Origin of the sequence: Kribbella sp. NBC_01484, from assembly GCF_036227145.1 — a bacterium.
Classification (GTDB): domain Bacteria; phylum Actinomycetota; class Actinomycetes; order Propionibacteriales; family Kribbellaceae; genus Kribbella.
The window spans coordinates 1,242,350-1,263,706 of record NZ_CP109437.1; the positions used below are offsets into that span (position 1 = coordinate 1,242,350).

18 protein-coding genes are annotated in these 21,357 nt (G+C 69.1%); 3 read left to right on the forward strand and 15 right to left on the reverse strand.

What is annotated here, in order from left to right; genetic code table 11:
- Nucleotides 1–149: 149 nt before the first annotated feature.
- The 8 genes from OG555_RS06035 to OG555_RS06070 form a co-directional block, all read right to left on the reverse strand.
- Nucleotides 150–368, reverse strand: coding sequence for a hypothetical protein (locus tag OG555_RS06035; RefSeq protein ID WP_329481722.1), 219 nt, complete (start codon nt 366–368; stop codon nt 150–152).
- Complete coding sequence (locus OG555_RS06040) at nt 365–1,162, reverse strand: COG4280 domain-containing protein (protein ID WP_329481723.1); 798 nt, start codon at nt 1,160–1,162, stop codon at nt 365–367. Before OG555_RS06040 ends, OG555_RS06035 begins: the two co-directional genes overlap by 4 nt.
- Nucleotides 1,163–1,331: 169 nt before the next feature.
- On the reverse strand, nt 1,332–2,318 hold the full coding sequence (locus OG555_RS06045) for a threonine/serine dehydratase (protein WP_329481725.1): 987 nt from the start codon (nt 2,316–2,318) through the stop codon (nt 1,332–1,334).
- A gap of 19 nt (nt 2,319–2,337) precedes the next feature.
- Entirely contained in the window at nt 2,338–3,153 is an 816-nt protein-coding gene (locus tag OG555_RS06050; RefSeq protein WP_328526448.1) for an ABC transporter ATP-binding protein, read from the reverse strand.
- 7 nt (nt 3,154–3,160) lie between these two features.
- Nucleotides 3,161–4,189 carry a FecCD family ABC transporter permease gene (locus tag OG555_RS06055; RefSeq protein ID WP_329481727.1) on the reverse strand — a complete coding sequence of 343 codons (1,029 nt, stop codon included), beginning with the start codon at nt 4,187–4,189 and terminating at the stop codon, nt 3,161–3,163.
- Nucleotides 4,186–5,253, reverse strand: a complete 1,068-nt coding sequence (locus OG555_RS06060; RefSeq protein WP_329481729.1) for a FecCD family ABC transporter permease — start codon at nt 5,251–5,253, stop codon at nt 4,186–4,188. The genes OG555_RS06055 and OG555_RS06060 overlap by 4 nt, the downstream gene beginning before the upstream one ends.
- Nucleotide 5,254: 1 nt before the next feature.
- Nucleotides 5,255–6,274, reverse strand: coding sequence for an ABC transporter substrate-binding protein (locus OG555_RS06065; protein WP_329481731.1), 1,020 nt, complete (start codon nt 6,272–6,274; stop codon nt 5,255–5,257).
- Between the two features lie 46 nt (nt 6,275–6,320).
- The gene (locus tag OG555_RS06070; protein WP_329481733.1) at nt 6,321–7,502 is read right to left on the reverse strand and encodes a C45 family peptidase; all 1,182 of its coding nucleotides are present in this window, start codon (nt 7,500–7,502) and stop codon (nt 6,321–6,323) included.
- 190 nt (nt 7,503–7,692) lie between these two features.
- On the opposite strand from OG555_RS06070, the gene OG555_RS06075 reads away from it, so the two are divergent.
- Nucleotides 7,693–8,625, forward strand: a complete 933-nt coding sequence (locus OG555_RS06075) for a MurR/RpiR family transcriptional regulator (RefSeq protein WP_329481734.1) — start codon at nt 7,693–7,695, stop codon at nt 8,623–8,625.
- 7 nt (nt 8,626–8,632) lie between these two features.
- On the opposite strand, the gene OG555_RS06080 is transcribed toward OG555_RS06075, so the two are convergent.
- The 6 genes from OG555_RS06080 to OG555_RS06105 form a co-directional block, all read right to left on the reverse strand.
- Nucleotides 8,633–9,217: a Chromate resistance protein ChrB gene (locus OG555_RS06080; protein ID WP_329481736.1), complete on the reverse strand. Its 585-nt coding sequence runs from the start codon at nt 9,215–9,217 to the stop codon at nt 8,633–8,635.
- Nucleotides 9,218–9,227: 10 nt separating this feature from the next.
- Nucleotides 9,228–11,006 (reverse strand): FAD-binding protein, encoded by a 1,779-nt coding sequence (locus tag OG555_RS06085; protein ID WP_329481737.1) that lies wholly within the window; start codon nt 11,004–11,006, stop codon nt 9,228–9,230.
- Nucleotides 11,003–11,725 (reverse strand): VIT1/CCC1 transporter family protein, encoded by a 723-nt coding sequence (locus tag OG555_RS06090; protein ID WP_329481739.1) that lies wholly within the window; start codon nt 11,723–11,725, stop codon nt 11,003–11,005. The genes OG555_RS06085 and OG555_RS06090 overlap by 4 nt, the downstream gene beginning before the upstream one ends.
- Nucleotides 11,726–11,800: 75 nt before the next feature.
- Nucleotides 11,801–13,576 (reverse strand): aldehyde dehydrogenase family protein, encoded by a 1,776-nt coding sequence (locus OG555_RS06095; RefSeq protein ID WP_329481741.1) that lies wholly within the window; start codon nt 13,574–13,576, stop codon nt 11,801–11,803.
- Entirely contained in the window at nt 13,573–16,041 is a 2,469-nt protein-coding gene (gene acnA / locus OG555_RS06100; protein WP_329481743.1) for an aconitate hydratase AcnA, read from the reverse strand. The genes OG555_RS06095 and acnA overlap by 4 nt, the downstream gene beginning before the upstream one ends.
- Nucleotides 16,038–17,096, reverse strand: a complete 1,059-nt coding sequence (locus tag OG555_RS06105) for an isocitrate/isopropylmalate dehydrogenase family protein (protein ID WP_329481745.1) — start codon at nt 17,094–17,096, stop codon at nt 16,038–16,040. The genes acnA and OG555_RS06105 overlap by 4 nt, the downstream gene beginning before the upstream one ends.
- Before the next feature lie 117 nt (nt 17,097–17,213).
- Between OG555_RS06105 and OG555_RS06110 the strand changes: the two genes are divergently transcribed.
- Both OG555_RS06110 and OG555_RS06115 read left to right on the forward strand, forming a co-directional pair.
- Nucleotides 17,214–17,909 carry a GntR family transcriptional regulator gene (locus OG555_RS06110; RefSeq protein WP_329481747.1) on the forward strand — a complete coding sequence of 232 codons (696 nt, stop codon included), beginning with the start codon at nt 17,214–17,216 and terminating at the stop codon, nt 17,907–17,909.
- Nucleotides 17,906–18,952 carry a GDSL-type esterase/lipase family protein gene (locus OG555_RS06115; RefSeq protein ID WP_329481749.1) on the forward strand — a complete coding sequence of 349 codons (1,047 nt, stop codon included), beginning with the start codon at nt 17,906–17,908 and terminating at the stop codon, nt 18,950–18,952. Before OG555_RS06110 ends, OG555_RS06115 begins: the two co-directional genes overlap by 4 nt.
- 1,050 nt (nt 18,953–20,002) lie before the next feature.
- Here the strand turns inward: OG555_RS06115 and OG555_RS06120 are convergent.
- The gene (locus OG555_RS06120) at nt 20,003–21,175 is read right to left on the reverse strand and encodes an IS110 family transposase (RefSeq protein ID WP_329484775.1); all 1,173 of its coding nucleotides are present in this window, start codon (nt 21,173–21,175) and stop codon (nt 20,003–20,005) included.
- Nucleotides 21,176–21,357 lie beyond the last annotated feature (182 nt).

A 21,357-nucleotide genomic window follows, 5' to 3' on the forward strand; every position in this document is an offset into this window, starting at 1 on the left:
TGGGGGTGGAAAGGTGCTTCGCCCAGCACTGTAGCAGATACTACGAGATCCTGAGAAGACGTGGTGTTTGCTACAGAGCGACACAAAGAGAACGGCCCCGCACAGCTGTGCGGGGCCGTTCCGTCAAGCAGGACAGGGGAATCCGGGCGTCACCGCCGCTTCGGGCGGACGTCGATGGCGAGGCTGATGCTGAACGCCACCACCACCAGCGCGCCGCCGAGCAGGGTCAGTCCGGTGTCGCCGAACAGTCCGACCGTCATCGCGGCGAACAGCACCACCAGCGCGAGGACGACCGCGACGGCGATCTTCCAGTCGTCGCCGATGATGAAGTCGTACCAGAACTGCCCGAAGGACTTGAGGAACTTCACTTCTTCACCTCCACAGGAACGCCGGCGGCGGCCGGCGCCGCGGCGACCGGCTTGCGCAGCACGGCGATGAAGATCCGGCTGAGCAGGAACCAGGCCGCCAGCAGGATCAGGATCATCAGGTCGTGGCCGGGCCAGTTCAGGCTCTCCCGGCCGTCGCGGAAGATGCCGATGCCCTCGATCGCCCAGTACGTCCCGAAGGACGCCAGCAGCAGGCCGACGCCGTACTTGAGCAGGTTCTCGTTGATCATCGACAGCGGCCGGCGCAGCGCGACGGCGATGCCGAGCACGATCACCACGGCGGCGATCGCGCCGAGGCTGGCGGCCGGGATGTTGTTCGCGTTCAGGCCGAAGGTCAGCACGATGAAGACGACCTCCATGCCCTCCAGGAAGACGCCCTTGAAGGAGACCATGAAGCCGAACATGTCCAGGCCCTGCTTGGCCTCACCGGCCGCCTTGGCCGCCTCGACCTCCTCCCGGTAGATCGCATCCTCGTCGTGCACCGCCTTGCGCCCGGACGATCTGAGGATCGCCTTGCGCAACCACTGCAGGCCGAAGATCAGCAGCAGACCGCCGATCGCGAGCTGCAGCGCCGACTCCGGCAGCCAGTTCGCCAGCGCGTAGCCGGCCGCCAGCGTGACCACCGCGAGCGCGCCCAGCGCCGCGACCGTACCGATCAGCGCCGACCGCCAGCCCCGGGTGTACCCCATCGCCATCACGATCGTCGTGGCTTCCACCATCTCCACGAAACACGCGACGAACGTCGCGATGATGAGTCCCCACGTTGCCGCGTCCATCTCTCACTTCCCTCACGTCAGATGAAACATATGCTGCACGAAACGATAGTTACACAGATCTCCGGGTGTCAATGACGGACGCACAACCGGTGAGACGGCCGGACGCGGGCATGCCGAGGCACCCGAGACGATCAGGGAGTCGCCTCGGGTGCCCCGGCCGCGGAGGGGGTCAGGCCAGCGCGGCCGCCAGTGTGCTCGACGAGATGTTGCCGCCACACGACACGACCACGACGCGTTGTCCTTCCAGTTCGGTCCGCCGGGCCCGTGCGGCCGCGAACGCCATCGCGGCGGATCCTTCGATCAATTGGTGCTCGGTGTCGATCACCATCCGTAGCGCGGCGCTGATCGCGTCCTCGCTGACCAGCACCCAGTCGTCGACCAGCTCGCGACACAGGTCGAAGGTGATGCTGCCCGGTTCGACGCTGCCCGCCGTACCGTCGGACAAGGTCTCCTGCGCGTCGATCTGGATGATTTCCCCGGCCCGCACCGAGGCGGCCATCGCGTCGTCGCGCACCGGTGAGGCGCCGTACACGCGGATCCCCGGCAGGTGCTGCTTGAGCACCGACGCGACCCCGCTGATCAGTCCACCGCCACCGACCGCGACGATCACCGCATCGAGCCGCTGACCATTGAGCTGCTCGAGGATCTCCACCCCGACCGTGCCCTGCCCGGCGATGATGTCCGGGTCGTTGTACGGCGGCACATAGGTCAGGTCGTGCTCAGCGGCGTACGCGCGGGCCTTCGGCTCCAGTACGCCGGAATCGTTGCCCTCGGCCCGTAGTTCGAGACCGAGCCGGCGCAGTGCCGCGACCTTGCTCGGCGACGCGTTCTCCGGCAGGTAGACGATGCCGTGACCACCCAGCGTGGCCAAGGCGTTGCCGACGCCCAGACCGTGGTTGCCGGTCGAGGCGGTCACGACGCCGCGCTCCCGTTGCTCGTCGGTCAGTGTGAGGATCTTCGCCATCGAGCCGCGCGCCTTGAACGAGCCGGTGCGCTGCAGGTGCTCGGACTTCACCAGCACCTCCGCGCCGAGCTCCTCACTGAACACGTCGTACTTCACCAGCGGGGTGAGGACGAGGTGCTCGCGCAGCTGTGGCGCGACCTGCTCCGAGCGGGCGGCACTCGCCGCCGGGGTGATCTGTTCGATCTGTGTCATGCGCGCCTCTTCGTCGGGTTCATCCGGTGGCCACCGCCAGGTTGGCACGGTCCAGCAGGCCGGCCCGCAGCGGGATGCACATCGGCTTGCCGCTGACCGGATGCGGGACGACCTTCGACTCCACCCCGAACACGTCCCGGATGATGTCGCAGGTGAACACGTCCTCCGGTGGGCCCTGGGTGACCAGGCTGCCGGACTTCATCACGAACACATGGTCGGCGTACTCGGCCGCCATGTTGAAGTCGTGCAGCACCATCGCGACCGTCTTGCCCTGCTCCTGGTTGAGCTGGTGCAACAGGTCGAGCACCTCGAGCTGGTAGGCCACGTCCAGGTACGTCGTGGGTTCGTCGAGCAGGATCAGATCGGTGCCCTGGGCCAGGCAGAGCGCGATCCATACCCGCTGGCGCTGGCCACCGGACAACTGGTCGACGTGCTGGTGCCGCAACTCCGCCGTACTCGTGACCTTCATCGCCCACTCGACGGCCTCCTTGTCGGCCGCACTCGGGGTCTTCAGCGACGTCCGGTGCGGATGCCGGCCGAACCAGACCAGATCCTCGACCGAGATCGACTCCGGCGTGACCAGGACCTGCGGCAGGATCGCCAGCAGCCGGGCCACCTCCTTGGTGGGCGTGTCCTGGATCGACTTCCCGTCCAGGATCACGCTGCCCTTGGCCGGTGGCAGCAACCGGGCGAGCGCGCGCAGCGCGGTGCTCTTGCCCGAGCCGTTCGGACCGATCAGCACGCTGACCTTGCCGTCCGGGATGGTCAGCGTCAGGTCCCTGGCGATGACGGTGCGGTCATAGGCCAGTTCGACAGCTTCTGCCTGCAGACGCATGGCTCTCCTACTTTCCGGTCTTCACGAGCAGGTACAGGAAGTACGGGCCTCCGACGACGGCTGTCACCAGGCCGGCGGGGATCTCGAGCGGCGGGGCGAGGCCGCGTCCGATCATGTCGGCGATCAGCATCAGGAGGACGCCGAAGAGGGCGGCGGCCGGGATCGAGGCCATGTGCTTGCCGCCGAACACCCGGCGTGCCATGTGCGGTGCGATCAGGCCGACGAAGCCGATCGTGCCGGCCACGGCCACCGCCGCGGCCGCCAGTGCGACAGAGAAGAACAACAGCAGTCTGCGGGTCTTCTCGACCGGTTCGCCGAGCCCCGCGGCCAAGTCGTCGCCGAGACCGAGGACGTCGAGCTTGCGGCTCCACACGACGATCAACGGGACCAGGACGAGGACCCAGGGCAGGATCTCCAGCACCGAGGTCATCGACCGGCCGAAGAGGCTGCCGGTGAGCCAGATCAGTGCGGCGCTGACGTCCAGCGGGTTGCGCACCAACAGGAACCGGATGCCCGCCTCGAAGGCCGCACTGACCGCGATACCGACCAGCGCGATGCGCACCGGTGTGGCCCCGCGGCGGTAAGCCAGCAGGTAGACGATCCCAGCCGCAGCCAGACCGCCCAGGAAAGCGGCGGGTACGACGGCCACCACGGGGAGACCGGGGATCGCGAGCAGCATCAACATCCCCGCGAAGCCCGCACCCTTGGTGACGCCAATGATGTCCGGCGCCGCCAGCGGGTTCCGGATCACGCCCTGCATGACCCCGCCCGACACCGCGAGAGCAGTGCCGACCAGCCAGCAGAGCAGGACTCGCGGCAACTGGAACTGGACCACGATCTGCGACGCCTGCGTCGAGGTGTCGCCGACCAGCGCCCGCAACACGTCGCCCAGGGACACGTCCGTGGCGCCGACGCTGAGACCGTAGAAGCTCAGCAGTACGGCAAGTGCTCCGAGCGACGCCATCAGGATCGCGGGATGCTTCTTGGCCAGCGAAGTACGCCCGACCTGCTGCGCGACAATCGTCGTACTCGTCATGAGGTCACCTTCTGTCGGCGCGCGAGGTAGACGAAGATCGGCGCACCGATCAGGGCCGTGACGACTCCGGCCGGCACCTCGAACGGCGGTTTGACGTACCGGGAGACGGTGTCCGCGTAGAGCACCAGGGCGCCGCCGCCCAGGGCACACAGTGGGAGCAGCACCACGTAGCTGGATCCCACCAGCCGCCGGACGATGTGCGGGATGATCAGCCCGATGAACGCGACCGGACCGGCCACGGACACCGCCGCACCGCAGAGCACGACCACCAGGGCCGACCCGAACAGCCGGGTGCGTTCGACGTTCTGGCCCAGACCGCGAGCCATGTCGTCACCGAGCGCGAGCAGGTTCAGCGGCCGGGCCATCGCGAACGCACCGGCTAGGCCGATCACCAGCCACGGCGCCAGATTCCGGACGTCGGTCCACCCGGCGTAGTTGACGCCGCCGACCAGCCAGAACAGCACGCTGTCGGTCGAGTTCTCGTCGAAGATGATCAGCACCTGGGTCAGCGAGATGAGCAGGCTGCTCGCGGTGACGCCGGCCAGTGCGAGGCGGACCGGACTGACCCGGCCACGCCCCGATCCGGCCAGCAACATCACCGAGACGCCGGCGGCTGCCGCGCCGCCGAAGGCCAGCAGGATCGTCGGCGCACCGGACAGCGACGGAACCACGGTGACCGCCAGGACGACGACCAGCACCGCACCCGCGTTGACGCCCATGATCTCGGGAGCGGCCAGCGGGTTCGCCGCGACCGCCTGCATCAGCGCACCGGCCACCGCCAGGGCGGCGCCGACGCAGAGCGCCAGCACCACCCGGGGCAGCCGGATCGAGTGCACGATCAACTCGTCGGTGGTCCGGGCGTGGAAGATCGCGGCCGGCAGATTGCTCAGATCGATGTGCTGACTGCCGATCGACAGACTCCAGGCGGTCCCGGCGGCGAGCAGCACCAGCATCGCCGCCGTCACCCAGGTGACGCGCTGCCGGTTGGTGGTGACCCGCGGACGCCGGTGGGCGGCGTCCGCGGTGTCAGCCGGTGGGGGCAGGGTGCCCGTGGAGAGCGACATGTCACTTCCCGTAGAGGTTCTCGATCGCCTGCTGGGCGATCAACTCGGAGGCGAGCAGCCCGCGCGACCTCGACCAGATGTTCTGGTCGACCTTGTACGTCGCGTTGTTCTTCACCGCGGGCACCTCTTTCCACAGTGGACTCTTGGCCCAGGTCTCGGCCAGCGTCTTGTCGGTCCAGCCGGCGATGAACATCGAGTCGGGCTTGGTGGCGACCAGCGTCTCCAAGGTGAGCGAGACCGAGGCGTCCCCGCCCTCGTCGGACAGCGGCGAGTCGATGCCGAGCAGCTTCAGTACGCCGGCGGTGTAGGACTTCGGCGGGAAGCCGGTGAAGCCCTTGTCCGACGTGACCACGAACATCGCCTTACGCTCGTCGTCGGTCGGCACCTTGGCCTTCAGTTCGGCCATCACCTTCTCGTGCTCGGCCAGCCGGGTCTTCATCTGGTCGCACTTGTTCAGCGCGATCGCCGTCGACATCTCGCTGTCGACCACCTGCTGGTAGTTGCCGTTCAGGCTGGGAAAGGCGACTGTCGGGGCGATCTTGGACAGCTGGTCGTAGATCGCCTTGTGCCGGCCGGTCTCGGCCAGGATCAGGTCCGGCTTCAGCGCGGTGATCACCTGGATGTTCGGCGTGGCCCGCAGGCCGACCGACTTGTACTCACCCATCTTGCTGCGGATCCCGGGAATGATCCGTTCGGGCTTGTCGTCGTCGGCGACGCCGACCGGAGACATCCCGACCGAGACGAGGGCGTCCACGAACGAGTACTCCAGCGCGACCACCCGGGTCGGGTTGCCGGTGATGGTGGTGGTGCCGAGGTCGTGCTTGATCGTGCGCGTCGCCTTGCCGCACTGATCGAGGTTGACGTCCGAGCTGACGCCCTGGGCGGCCGCGGCACGATCGGCGTTCGGGGCGGCACCAGTGGCCGGGGAGGCGGACGAACCGCAGCCGGCCAAGGCGACCGCGGCGAGGGTCAGGGCGAGAGCGGCGACGGAGCACCGCATTCTCGTGACGGAGACAGACATGGCATTCGCTCCTCGAGTCGAAGATGCCTTGCAGGGGTAGTGGGGATCACCTGGCGGCGGCGAGGGAGTGCGCCGGGCCGGGGACGTGCGGACGGTCCTCGGAACCGGGACCGTCGTACAAGTTCCAGGGGGCCCGCTGGTAGCTGTTGCTACACGGGAGGCCGGGAGTGAGCCGATACGTGCCGGTGGTCAGATCGACCAGGCTGGACACGATCGTGGAATAGCGGTCGAGCTCGTGCCGGCGCGGATCGACGTGCTGGCAGACGGCGTTGGGGTGGCCGAAGTGGTCGCTCATCGTGGTCCGCACGATGGTCTCGACCGCTTCCTCGGTGGTGCCGTCGACGCGGACCCGGGACAGGCCCTCCTCGACGCGCGGTGTCCGGTAGAGCGAGTCCACCGAGAAGGGCTTGTAGGACTGTTCGATCTGCGGCGGGACGAAGGACTGGAAGTGGTTGCCGTGCACCAGCAACCCCTCGGTCGGGTACATCCAGCCGTGCCGGCCGGGAGTGGTCTCGACATCGATGGCGAAACCGTCGGCATGGGTGAGCAACAGGTTGCTGGACAGGCTCTGCCGGACGCTGAAGATCGCGTCCAGCGCGTCGTGCATGTCCCAGCTCTCGAGCACCTTGCGGCGGACGAAGGTACCGGGAACCCCCAGTCCGGTACCGAATCCGGCGCCGAGACCGTTGGCGTTCAACGCGATCCCGGCGGAGTTGGCGCCGTGCCGGCCGACCTGGCCGGCCTCGACATGGCAGATGATGGTGGGCTTGCCGGGCTGGGCGATGCGGAGCACGAGGACGGTGTCGGCGATCGCGTCCCACAGGTCCCAGTTCTGGCCGGCCCAGACCCGGCCGAGCGCGTTCGCCTGCTGGAGCATCGCGAACGAGGTGCAGCCCTCGTCCTCGGACCGGCGATCAGCGCTGAACGGATTGCCCTTGGTGAGCTCGCCCCGGCTGTTCAGCGCGAGGATCTCCTCGAAGCTGTGGCCGGAACCCTCCGCGATGCCGCGCAACTCGTCGACGATGTCCGGCAGGTAGCCCTCGATCACCGGCACCCAGGCGGGCGCCCGGTCGAGGATCTCCGGCCAGGACAGGCCGGTCTTGCGGGCCGTCGACTCGGCGTAGAAGGCCACTGACCGGTCGATCGGCGCCCGCGCGGCCTCGCCGTACTGGCGGCCCCGCTCGCGCGGGTCGGCCGCGGTGAGGTCGATGCTGAGGAGCTCGGTCACGGGAATCTCCAGTGAAATCGGAGGGAAATCCAGGGTTCGTTGTGTTTGCTACGAAGTTTCAGACGACGGTAGTGACTGCTACAGTGGCTGTCAACGAGTCAGCCGATCGTTTACCTGCCGGTGATCTTGACCGGGCGGATGACATGATCGGCGGATACGGGTAGTAGTCCTGCGAGGCGAAGGAGCCGTCGTGACTGTTGCGGAACCCAAGCCGCCCAGCCTGCAGGAGCGCGTCGCCGCCCGGATCGGGACGCTGACCGCGACCGAGCGCAGGGTGGCCGAGTACCTGTCCACCCATCCTCAGGAAGCAGCCTTCTCCTCCGCCGAGGAGCTCGGCCGGGCCACCGGGACCAGCGACGCCAGCGTCGTCCGCACCGCCAAGGCCCTCGGCTTCGACGGTCTGCCCGGCCTGAAGCGGTCGCTGCAGGGCCACCTGCAGAGCCTGCTGACCCCCGCGAACCGGTTGAGCGCCAGCCTCGAGACGGTCGGCGACGGCCCGGAGGCCGTGCTGAGCGCGACCCTGCGCGACCACATCGAGCGCCTGACCCAGGCCGAGCGGTCCATCGACGCCGCCGAGTTCCGGCGGGCGGTCGAGCTGATCGACCAGGCCCGGGAGACGGTGATCTGCGGATTCGCCGGCCTCGACGGGGTCTCGGAGTACATCGCGACCCATCTGACCCGGATCGGGCACCGGGCCCGGGCCGCGTCCGACACCGGCTACCGGCTGGCCGACCGGCTGCTGCTGATCACCGCCGAGGACGTGGTGATCGTGATCGGGCACAACCGGATCACCCGTGAGACCCGCGTGATCCTGGATCACTGCACCGCGACCGGCGTACCGGTGATCCTGCTGACGGACACGCTCGGCGAGGCGTTGCGCGACGAGGTCGCCGTCGTGCTGTCCGCACCGATGAGCCGTCCGGGCACCTTCACCAGCCAGGCGACCGTGCTGATCCTGCTGGAGGCGCTGACGATCGCCGTGGCCGCCGGCGACCGCGAACACTCGCTCGACCACACCGAACGGATGAACCAGTTGCGCGAGGACCTGAACGGCTACTCGCTCGCGGATGAAGGACTGCTGACCCTGCCCAAGGCGAAGCGCACCACGCAACGCCGGACATAGTCTCCGGTCAGACGGTTCCCTCGGTCCGTTCGTACACATCGGCCTCGAACTCCTCCAGCAGCCGCTCACAGTCGGCTACCTTGGATCTCGCCAAATCCTTGCCGTCGGCACCCATCCAGTCCCGGTGCTCCACCTTGGCCAGCCAGCGGCGGAGCTTCTCCAGGTCCTGACGGATCTCCTCGGCTTCCTCGAAGGTGTAGTTCTCGCGGAAACGCTCGAACTCGATCTCCTTGACGAACTTGGTGTCGCACTCCTCGACGATCTCGGCGTACTCCTTGGCGGACTGACTCCGGAAGCCCTCGACGAACTGGTCACGGGCGTCGTCATCGACGTCGGTGAGGGTGAGGAAGACACTCGAGCCACCGAGTTCGGCGACCCGCTCCCGTACCTTCTCCATGCCGGTCCGCAGGTTGTCGCGATCCGGCAGCACGCACACGGCCTGCTGGACGTAGAACCCGCCGAGCCGCTTCAGCTCCCGCCAGACCGCCACCCGCGCCCGCGACGAGTCGCTCGGCACCTTGTAGATGAGTAGCAGCCAGGCCTCGGTCTCAGTGGTCTTCACCGCAGCCTTCGTCCGTCGGGTCGTCGCCATGCCGCACAGGTTATCTGCCGGTGCCCACCACGACGCGGAGTCGATCGACCAAGTGGGGCATCACCTCCCGCCAGTCCGCGACCAGACCGACGTCGCACTGCGCGAAGATCTCTGCCGCCGGGTCGGTGTTGATGGCCAGTACGGTCCCGGCCCGGCTCGCGCCGGCCAGGTGGTTCAAGTTGCCGGACAGGCCGACCGCGAGGTACATCCGCGGCGCGATGCTGCGTCCGGTGATGCCGACCTGGCGCCCGTGCGGTAACCAGCCCTCGTCGGTCACCTTGCGGGTGGCGGCCAGTTCGGCGCCCAGGAGTACGCGCATCGGCTCGAGTTCGGCGTACGTCTCGGGCTGCACGCCCCGGCCGATGCCGATCACCACCTCGGCCCGGTCCAGCGCGTCGCCGTCACTTCCGGTACGACGCTCCGCCCGGTGGATCGCCGGATCCGCAGGGACCTGCAGCAGGTGGTCGGTGAGTTCTCGGTCGGCACGCGGTTCGCGCAAAGGCAAGAGGCCGGTCCGGAGCGTGGCGATCTGTGGTGAGCCGTGGCTGACGATCTCCGCGAGCGTTCCACCGCCTGACGGTTTCAGTCCGGCGAGGCGCGGCGTCGTACCAGGCTTGACGCTCAGGCTGACCAGGTCCGACATCAGCCCGGCCCCTGAGGCGACGGCCAGCCGGGCCAGCACCTCGCGATCCCATGGCAAGGCGGCACCGAGCACGGCCCACGGCGACCGTTCGCGGATCCACTCGGCCAACACAGCGGCCACGGGACGCGGCTCGTCGGCACTCAACGTCACCACACTGTCGGCGCCCCACCGCGCGAGATCGTCGTCGCTCTGCACTGTTCTTACTGCGGTCACCGCACCGCCGACCTGGACCGCGAGCGCGGCGGCGGCTCCCAGTAGCGCCCGAGTGCCGGCCACTGGTCCTGGACCGACCAGCGCAACCACCTCGGTCCCCAGGGGATGCGGAGTGGGCACGACTTCCGCCGCTTGCGCTGTCGGCGCTTCGAAGCAGCCCCGGGCGAGCAGTTCGGTGACAGCCCGGCTGGCCTGGGTCTGGGGGCGACCGCGGAAGATGACCGGGTCGCGGGTCAACGGCGCCGGGTGGACCTGGGCGACCTTGGTCGGGCTCCCAGGCAGACCCCAGCGACCGGGGGCAAGGTCGGCAGTGGTGACGCGACGGACTGCACTGGCGGGTGGCCACGACTCGGCCGGAGCCTTGGCCGGCGGGCAGGAGCGTTCGGCGACCGCCACGACTGCGGGCAGGTCGACGACTACCTCCTCGGTGCCGGTGTCGTACTGAACCGTGGTCCGCAGCCTTCGGCCGGTCTCGTCCGGCTCCAGCGAGAGAACCGGCCCGGTGAACGGGACGCCGAGGAGCTCGGCGAGCATGGCACCGACCGCGCCCGTGCTGCCGTCGACCGAGCTGGCGCCGACCAGGATCAGGTCCGGGCGATCCTCCAGCAGTCCGATCGTCGACGCGAGCGCGCGGGCGGTGACGAGGCAGTCCGAGCCGGCCAGTGCGGGATCCGTCAGGTGGAGAGCATCGTCGACACCCCAGGCCAGCGCTTCTCGCAGTACGTCGGCAGCCGCGGGCGGACCCATGGTGATCGCCGTACTGCGACCTCCGGACTCCCCTGCCAGCCTGACCGCCTGAGCCACGGCCCGGCGGCACCACGGATTCATCTCGGCGATCGCGCCGGCCCGTTCGAGCCGGCCGTCCGCGTCGAGGCGTCCGCTGTGATCACCCTTGGGCACCTGCTTCACCAGGGCCGTGACGATGAGGTTCATGACAAACCGGTTCCTACGGCCAGGCCGATCACGAAGGTGACACCGGCCGACAGCCCACCGAGGAGCAGCTGTCGTCCGCCGCCGTACCAGAACGGGCGGGCGGTGATCTTGCCGACGATGCCGCCGGTGACGACCAGGCCGACCGCGCTGAGCAGCAACGCCGGCAGCACGCTCGCGGCGCCGAAGATGAACGGGATCAGCGGGATCAGCGCACCGATCGCGAACGCGGCGAACGACGAACCGGCCGCGACCCATGGCGACGGCAGGTCGTTGGGGTCGACACCGAGTTCTTCGCGCACGTGGACGTCGAGCGCGACCTCGGGGTTGACGGTCAGCTCACGGGCGACCTCGGCGGCGAGCTCGGGGCGCAGGCCCTTCGCCTCGTACATTCGGGCCAGCTCGCGTTCCTCTTCCTCGGGGTGGATCCGCAACTCGCGCCGCTCGACCTCGATCTCGGACTTCATCAGCTCGGTCTGGGACGAGACCGAGGTGAACTCTCCCGAGGCCATCGAGCAGGCGCCGGCGACCAGGCCGGCCAGCCCGGTCATGATCACGACCTTGCCGGTCGCGCCGCCGCCGACCACACCGGCGACCAGGGCGAAGTTCGACACCAGGCCGTCCATCACACCGAAGGTGGCGGGCCGCAGCCAGCCGCCGGTGACGTCGCGGTGCGAGTGATGGAGCTCGGGGTTTTGCTGTTCCGCAACTTCCGCGGTCATTCAGGGACTTCCCTTCCACAGTGAGGTGAGCGTAACCTAAGTTCTTTTGCATCACCTGTTACATCAGCTTACTCGTTACTTTCCTGACGCGGCAACGGCGCCGCGGTCCCCGGCCGAGAGGTGCGCCACGGTCACGCCGGTCGCGGTCATCGTCCGCGTCACCTCGCGCCCGCCGTACACCCAGTAGATGGTCAGTTCGCCGTCGCCGCGGTTGATGAACTGGTGCGGTACGCCGGCCGGAACCCAGGTCGCGTCACCCGCCTGCAGGTCGACCCGCTCGCCGTCGATCACCGCGGTCGCCTGGCCGGAGAACACCAGCACCGACTCCTCGACGTTGTGCGAGTGCAGCGGGATTTCGGTGCCGACGGCAAACACCGTCGTACCGGTGGTGACCCGGTTGGGTCCACAGTTCCAGGCGCCGACATAAGGAACGGTGCGTACGCCGCTGCCCCGGTCGAACACCTCGACCTCGTCCGGCCGGATCACCAAGCGCGGCGCCGGCTCGGCCGACCAGACGGTCTTGGTGTTCATGAACTCGCGCATCCCGTGTACGCCCAGCTCGCGGCCGTACCCGGACCGCTTGATCCCGCCGAAGGGCAGCCGCGGATCCGAGGCGACCATCGCGTTGACGAACACCGCCCCCGCGTCCAGCCGCCGGGTCAGCTCACGGGCGCGCTCCGGCCGCGTCCACAAGGATGCGGCCAGTCCGAACTCGGTCTGGTTCGCCAGCTGGATCGCCTCGTCGGCGTCGCGCACCCGCGTGATCGCCGCGACCGGTCCGAACGTCTCCTCGTCGAACGCGGCCATCCCCGGCAGTACGTGATCGAGCACGGTCGGCTGGTAGTAGAACCCGGGCCGGTCGACCACGTCGCCGCCACGGACGAGGGTCGCGCCGGCTCCGACCGTACGACGAACCTGAGCGTGCAACGTGTCACGCAGATTGGCCCGGGCCAGCGGGCCGATCGTGGTGGCACCGTCGACTGGATCACCGAGGACCAGCCGGTCGACCGCCGCACCGAAACGAGAGACGAAATCGTCGGCGACGGACTCCTCGACGATGAACCGCTTCGCGTTGACGCAGCTCTGTCCGGCGTTGAGGAACCGCGCGGTGACGGCGGTCCGCGCGGCCGCGTCCAGGTCGGCGTCGGCGAGGACGATGAACGGGTCCGAGCCACCGAGTTCGAGGACCTGTTTCTTCAGGGCCCGACCGGCCTGCGCGGCGATGACGCTACCGACCTCGGTGGAGCCGGTGAAGGTGACGGCCGCGATCCGGTCGTCCTCGATCAGGCCGGCGACCTGCTCGGTCTCGACCAGGACGACCCCGATCAACCCGGCCGGCATCCCAGCGTCCCGCAGGACGGCTTCGATCGCCAGCGCGCAGCGCGGGACCGAATTGGCGTGCTTGAGGATCGCGCCGTTGCCCGCGGCCAGGGCCGGCACGGCGAACCGGAAGAACTGCCAGAACGGGTAGTTCCAGGGCATCACCGCGAGGACGACACCGAGCGGTTCGAACTCGACCCGGCTGTCGGGCGTGACCGTCTCCGCGGCCAGAAAGCCTTCCGCGCGCGATGCGTAGTACTCACAGGTGATCGCGCACTTCTCGATCTCGGCGACCGACTCGGTCAGCGGCTTGCCCATCTCGCTGGTGATGAGCGCGGCGAGTTCGGGCTTCCGGCTCCGCAGCGTGTCGGCGAGTGCGGTGAGCAGGTCGGTCCGCTCCGACACCTCGGTCCAGCGCCAGTTGCCCTGGGCAACCGCTGCGGCGGTCAGCATCGCGTCGAGGCGGTCCGCGTCGTACGCGTCGAAGGTGACGAGTTCTTCCCCGCTGGCGGGGTTGATCGAGGCGATCACGAGGGCTGCCCTTCGCTCAGGCGGTGCAGCACGTAGGGCAGCACACCGCCGTGGTGGTAGTAGTCGACTTCGCGAGGTGTGTCGAGGCGGATCTTCAGCCGGTACGTCCGGCCCGCGGAGCACGCGGTGGCAAAGCCGTCCGTGCCGAGCCGGATGTCGATGGGCTCTGTTCCGGTGAGGTCGTCGCCTTCTCCGGGCAGGAACTCCAGCGGCAGGATGCCGAGGCCGACCAGGTTCGATCGATGGATCCGCTCGAACGACTGCGCGAGTACCGCCCGCACTCCGAGCAGCGCCGGGCCCTTGGCCGCCCAGTCGCGCGACGACCCGGTGCCGTATTCCTTGCCGGCGACAACGACGATCGGCACGCCGGCCGCGCGGTAGGCCTCGGCCGCGTCGTAGATCGAGGTCAGGACGCCGTCCGGGCCGGGTGTGACCGGGCCTTCGACGCCGTCCGCAAGCGCGTTGCGCAGCCGCAGGTTGGCGAAGGCGCCACGGACCATCACCTGATGGTTGCCGCGTCGCGACGCATACGTGTTCAGCTGGTCCGTCCCGGCGTCGCGCAGATAGCGACCGGCCACGCTGTCCGGCGGAATCGCGCCCGCGGGCGAGATGTGGTCCGTGGTGACCGAGTCGCCAAGCCGCACCAACGCGCGAGCGCCGACCAAGTCACCCGGTGTCGGCTGCACGTCGAAGTACGGCGGCCGGCGAAGGTACGTCGAGTCCTCCCAGGCGAAGGTCTCACCCGCCGGCGCAGCGAGTTGCTGCCAGCGGTCGTCGCCGGCGAACAGATCGTCGTACGCGCGATCGAACAACTCGGGCTTGAGCGTGCGGCCGATCACCGCTTCGATCTCGGCCGCCTCGGGCCAAAGGTCCTTCAGATAGACCGGTGGTCCCTCTGAGGTGAGCGGCTCGGAGAGCAGGTCGATGTCCATCCGGCCGGCGAGGGCGTAGGCGATCACCAGCGGCGGCGACGCGAGGTAGTTCAGCCGGACGTCCGCCTGGATCCTGCCCTCGAAGTTCCGGTTGCCCGACAGCACGGCCGCGACGGTGAGGTCCTGCGTCCGGACCGCCTCGGCGACCTCGTCGATCAACGCACCCGACGCCCCGATGCAGGTCATACAGCCGAACCCCGCCAGGTGAAAGCCGAGCTTCTCCAGATACGGCGTGAGTCCGGCGTCGCCGAGATAGTCCATCACCACGCGCGACCCGGGAGACAGCGTCGTCTTCACCCACGGCTTGCTGGCAAGACCGCGCTCGACGGCGTTGCGGGCGAGCAGACCGGCGGCGACCATCACCGCGGGGTTGGACGTGTTCGTGCAGGACGTGATGGCCGCGACGACGACCGCACCGTGCCCGACCGTGGTCGTGGTGCGCGGGCCGGCCGGCAACTCACGCTCGACTGCCTGCTTGGCGGTCGACAGTTGCGTGCGTTGCTGCGGCCGACGAGGTCCGGCAATGGAGGGGACCACTGTGGTCAGGTCGATGTCCAGGCACTCGTCGTAGGTCAGGTCGACGGACGGATCGTGCCACAGGCCCTGCTCTCGGGCATACGACTCGACCAGCGCGACCTTCTCCGGCGTGCGGCCGGTGAAGAGCAGGTACTCGAGCGTGCGCTCGTCGATCGGGAAGTACGCCGCGGTCGAGCCGAACTCCGGGCTCATGTTCGCGATCGTCGCCCGGTCCGGCACCGGCAGGTCTGCCAGCGCGGGGCCGGTGAACTCGACCAGCTTGCCGACCACACCGTGCGCCCGCAGCGTCTCGGTGATCGTCAGCACCAGGTCGGTCGCGGTCGTCCCGACCGGCAGCGCACCGGTCAGGCGTACGCCGACCACCGGCGGCAGCATCATCGACACTGACTGCCCGAGCATCGCCGCCTCGGCCTCGATCCCGCCGATCCCCCACCCGAGCACACCCAGGGCGTTGACCATCGTGGTGTGCGAGTCGGTGCCCAGGCAGAGATCCGGGAACACCCAGCCGTCGCGCTCCTCGACCACCCGGGCCAGGTGCTCCAGGTTGATCTGGTGCATGATCCCGGATCCCGGCGGCACCACCTCGAGCTGCCGGAACGTCCGCTGTCCCCAGCGCAGGAAGCGATACCGCTCGGCGTTGCGCTCGTACTCCAGCTCGACGTTGCGCCGCAACGCGTCCGGCCGGCCGAACACGTCCGCGATCACCGAGTGGTCGACCACCAGCTCCGCCGGGATCACCGGGTCGACCAGTCCGGGATCCTTGCCACGGGCAACCATGGCGTCGCGCATCGCGGCCAGGTCGGCCAGCACGGGTACGCCGTTCGTGTCGTGCAGGAAGACCCGCGACGGGTAGACCTCCAGCTCGCCGGTCGCGCCCGGCTTCCAGTCGCGCAGTACGTCGCTCGCCGTGCCGTGCCGCAGTGCGTTCTCCAGAAGGATCCGGAGGGTCCGCGGCAAGTGGTCGGGCGCGATGCCTCGCAGTGACTGGATGTTCATGCGAGTCCGTTGATCGACTCGACGACGGCCGCGGTGAACTCCGCCGTACCGGCGGTTCCGCCGAGGTCCGCCGTACGGACGCCTCCGGCCACCGCTGCCCGGAGACCACGATCGATCAGCTCGGCGGCGGGCTGGTTGCCGAGCCAGTCGAGCAGCATCGCGCCGGAGGAGATCATCGCCGTCGGGTTGGCCAGGCCGCGGCCAGCGATGTCCGGGGCGGAGCCATGCGCCGCCTGCGCCATCGCCCGCTCGTGCGAGGCGTTGATGGACGGCGCGATCCCGAGCGAGCCGGCCAGTTCGCCGGTCAGGTCGGACAGGATGTCGCCGAACATGTTCTCCGTGACCAGTACGTCGAAGTCCGCCCCGTGCCGGACCAGGTGGACGGTCATCGCGTCGATGTGGAAGTCGTCGACCGCGACGTCGGGGTACTCGGCGGCGATCTCCCGGCAGATCTCCAGGAAGAAGCCGGTCGTGGTCCGGAGCACGTTGGCCTTGTGGACGATGGTCAGACGCTTGCGGCGCTGGACCGCGAGCTCGAAGGCCTGCCGTGCGATCCGTTCGATCGCGGGACGGGTGAAGATGCCCATCGCGATCGCCACGTCCGCGGTCGGCATGAACTCACCGGTGCCGCGATAAGTACTGCGATCGGCGTAGAAGCCCTCGGTGTTCTCCCGGACCACGACCAGGTCGAGCCCGGGCCGCAGCGCGGGCGTCCCGTCGAAAGCCTTCGCCGGGCGGATGTTGGCGAACAGGTCGAAGTGCTTGCGGAGGAACCCGCTCGGGTTGAGCAGCGCGCGATGCTCCGCCGGGTACGACGCACTGTCATGCGGGCCGAGGAGCCAGCCGTCGAGCTTGTCGAGCGTCTCGACCGTGATCTCCGGGAGCGCGCTGCCGTGGGTGTCGATCGCCGCGGCGCCGACCGGGAGCGGCACCCACTCGACGGCGGGCGCACCGACGGCGGCGAGAGCGGAATCGAGCACCTGAACGGCGGCGGGCACGATCTCGGGCCCGACGCCGTCACCCAGCAGCACACCCAACCGGAAGTTGTCAGCCATGGTGAGGAGTGTGAGTCGTTATAACGACTCACGTCAAGTGTTCGGCAGATCTCGTATCAAGGCATGATCTCAAGGTATTCTGAGCCAGCCGGTCGTTATAACTAGCTGGAGGATCCCGTGACCAAGGCCGAGATCGCCTACGAACTCGTCCGCGACCAGGTGCTGCGCGGCGGGCTCGGACCCGGTGCGGTCATCCCGCAGGCCGACCTGGCCCGCGAGCTCGGCATCAGCACGACACCCCTGCGCGAGGCGTTGCGCCGGCTGATGACCGAGGGCCTGGTCGAGCTCGACGCGCATCGGGACGCGCGCGTCACCCGGTTGACCGCGGAGGAGGCGCGCGATCTGGTCGAGATCCGCCGCTCGCTCGACCCGCTGGCGGCCGGCCTGGCGGCGGAGCGGCGTACCCGAGAGGATCTCGCCCTGATCCGGGAGACGGCCGACGGGCTGCGACCGCTGCGGACCGACCCCGGCTCGGCCGAGTTGCTCACGCATCGGCGGTTCCACGTCGCGATCTACTCGGCCTCGCACAACGAGCTGCTCGTCCAGACCCTGGACGGGCTGTGGGACAAAGCCGACCGGTACCGCAGGCTTGCTCTCGAGGACGGCCGGACCGAGCAGGATCTGGACCGCACCCACACCGAGCACCTCGCACTGGTCGACGCGATCGCGGCCGGAGACTCCGGCACCGCCGCCGCGGTCATGCTCGCCCATGTGAACGCCAGCCTCGGTGCGCGCGCGGTCTCGCGCCTCACGTCCGCCGCCGCGCAACCCGTCGCCCGGTCACTCCGGGGCATCCGAGGAGGGCGAACGTGAGCGACGCCTTGTGGACCGGTTTCCAGCATCAGGAGGTCGATGCGGACGGCTGGACGACGTTCTGGCGACTCGATCCGCGTGGTCTCGATCCGCGTGGTAACGACTTCCACCTCACCGACTGGACCGGGTCCCCGGATCGCCCTGGCCACCGGCTCTGGGAGCGCGCCGCGACCCCCGCCGGTGTGCGCGGAGCCTGGCGTACGGCGGCCTCCTCGGTCGGACTGGAGATCCGGGCGGCGCGCGGTATCGCCAAAGCGATCGCGCCCGTGGACGTCCTGGTCGACGGCGAACTGCACGCGCGCTGCGCTGTCCGCGAGGGTCAGCAACGCCTGACCGTCGACCTGCCGGGTCGCTCGGTCGAGGTGGAGATCTGGCTACCTCAACTCGGCGTCATCGCGAGCCGCGGGCTCACGTTTGACGGCCCTGACCGGGGCGGTGGGGCGGAGAAGGAGCCAGCAAAAGCCGAGCCGCTGGCGCCGACCGGGCCGCGGTGGGTCACTTACGGCAGCTCGATCACCCAGTGCGGCGGCGCCTACGGCCCGTCCGAGACCTGGCCGGCGCTGGTCGCCCGGCAGCACGGCTGGAACTGTGTCTCGCTCGGCTTCGCCGGCGAATGCCACCTCGACCCGGTCGCCGCCCACACGATCCGCGACCTCCCGGCCCGTCTGATCTCGCTGTGCCTCGGCATCAACATCTACGGCGGCGAAACCTTCAGCGGCCGCACCTTGCCCGGCCAGATCGAGGCCTTCATCTCGACAGTCCGCGCAGGCCACCCCAAGACCCCGATCGTGGTGATCACGCCCCTGTTCGCGCCCAACCGCGAGGGCAAACCGAACGCGGTCGGGCTCACGCTGGACGACGTACGCGAGTGTGTGGAGCTCGGCGCGCGCAGGGATCCGGACATCCAGCTCATCGACGGGCGGACCGTGCTCAGCGTGGACGAAGCCCGGGCCCTGTATGCCGATGATGTGCATCCGGGGCCGGACGGCTACCGTTTGATCGGCGAACGCCTCACCACCCTCCTCGGCCCGCACATTCATTAGCCGCACGTCCGTTAGCCGCACGTCCGTTAGCCGCACGTCCGTTAGCCCGCACGTCCACCCCGCTCCCTATACGGCAGCGACGGCCGCCCTATTTGGGAGGCCAACCCATCAAACTGCGGGTTGGCGCCCCGAAACCACGGTGCAGAACCCACCACTCCGGACGCCCACCCACCAGATGGGGCTCTCCTGCTGGATGTGTGGGCGGAGTACACATCCTCAGGGCAGGCATCAGATCCTGAGGTATGCAACGCGTTCCGGCCGTGGGCGAGGTCGGCCGGTGTGCAAGCTCGACAGGACGTGTCGGTTCAGGGGTGGTGGTCTGGCGTGGCATGCACGGCTGGCCTCGGCCGGCCAGGCCATTGCCAGGACCGACACCTCCTGTCGAGCTTGCCCACCCGAGCCACCGCCCGCACCCCCGGACCCGGTCATCCAGGCCCGGTCATCCAGGCCCGGGTCCCCGGTCCCCGGGTTCCTGAGTCCCCGGGTTCCTGAGTTCCTGGGTCCCCGGGTTCCTGGGTTCCTGGGTCCCCGGGTTCCGCTGTATCCGGCCCGGCCGGCAGCAACCAGACGTCACGGCGCCGCAGTCGCGAACTGCTGGGTCGCAGGGGTGTTGACCGGTGGGATGACCCGCGACCTCGGACCGGCAGTGGCGCCTTCGGACACGGCACAGCCTGTCCGAGGTCCCCAGACGGTGTCCCAGGTCCCAGGTTCCAGGTGCCAGATCCCGGGAATCGGTCCAGGGGTCGCGGGGATCGGTGCCGGTCCCACGGCGGCCACGACGAGTGCGTCCAGTCACCGCACCCGCCCGCCGGTACGGCTGGCCGGGTGCGCACGGGTGGCAGCCCAGAGGGGGTGCGGACGACGACAGCCCGGGGTGCGACGCGTGGCAGCCCGGCCGGGGTGCAGACGATGACAGCCCGGGAGTGCGACGCGCGGCAGCCCAGAGGGTGCGACGCGTGGCAGTCAGGCGGGGGTGCAGACGATGACAGCCCCGGGGGCCGACGGTGGCTGGGGTGTGCAAGGTCGACAGACATCCCAGGAGTTTGGGTGTCAAGCTGCGAGGGTTTGGGTGGGGTGGGTCCAGGCGGTTGTTTCGTTGTAGTGGGTGTTGGTTTTGAGGCAGCCGTGGAGGATGCCGACGAGTCGGTTGGCGAGTTGGCGTAGGGCGGGGTTGTGGTCGGCTCCGCGGGCTCGTTGTTTGTCGTAGTAGGCGCGGGCTCCGGGCGAGGCGTTGAGTGCGGCGAAGGCTTGGCTCATGAGGGCGTCGATGAGCCGGTCGTTGTGGACGTAGCGGGCCAGGGCGACTTTCTTCTTGCCCGAGGCGCGGGTGATCGGGCTGGTCGCGGCGTAGTTCTTGCGGGCTTTGGCCGATGCGTAGCGGTCGGGGTCGTCGCCGAATTCTGCGAGCACCCGGGCGCCGAGGATCGGTCCCAGCCCGGGCTGGGACAAGATGATCTCAGCGGCCGGGTGCCGGCCAAAATGGGCCTCCACCTGCCCTTGCAGGCCGGTGACCTGCTCGTTGAGGACGGCCAGGACCGCGACCAGTGCGCGGGTCGAGGCGGCGTAGGCGGCGGTGACCACGGCGGGCTGGCCGAGGTACTCGGCGCGCAGCGCCGCCTGGATCGCCGCGGCCTTGTCGGCGATGCTGCGGCGACGGGCCCGTTTCAGCGCCGCGGTGATCTGGGCGGTGGTCAGCCGGGCCGCCGCGGCCGGGTCGGGGGCCTTGGTCAGCAGCTCGAGGGTGTCGGCGGCGTCCAGGTCCTCGAAGGCTTCCAGCGCGGCCGGGAAGTACTCGCGCAGCGCGTGCCGCAACCGCTGCGTGGTCCGGGTCCGTTCCCAGATCAGGGTCTTGTGCATCCGGGTGACGACCTTGATCGCCTCGGCCTCGGCGCTGTCACCGGCCACCGGGCGCAGCTGGTGGGAGTCGGTGCGGACCATGTCGGCCAGCACATGCGCGTCGGCCGCGTCGCTCTTGGCACCCGACACCGCGTGCCGTTTGCGGTACTGCGAGGCCTGCAACGGGTTCACCGCGAACACCAGGTACCCCGCGGCCACCAACGCGGCCACCCACGGGCCCCGATCGGTCTCGATCCCGACCACCACCTCGACCTCGTCAGGATCAGCCGCACCGAACTGCCCGGCCACCAGCGCATGCAACCGCGCCATCCCCGCCACCCCCTCGGGCAACCGCGCCTTGGCCAGCACCCGCCCCGCCGGGTCCATCACCTCCACATCGTGATGCGCCTCGGCCCAGTCATCTCCCACAAAGAACCTCAACACCGATCTCCCACACTCTCGACGCCATCCACACCACCAGCAAGCCGGTCGGGAGAACCATCAGCGACCTAATGAAGCAGTGCTCACGCCCCCCAACCACACCAAGGGCCGGGCACGACATCCCATCA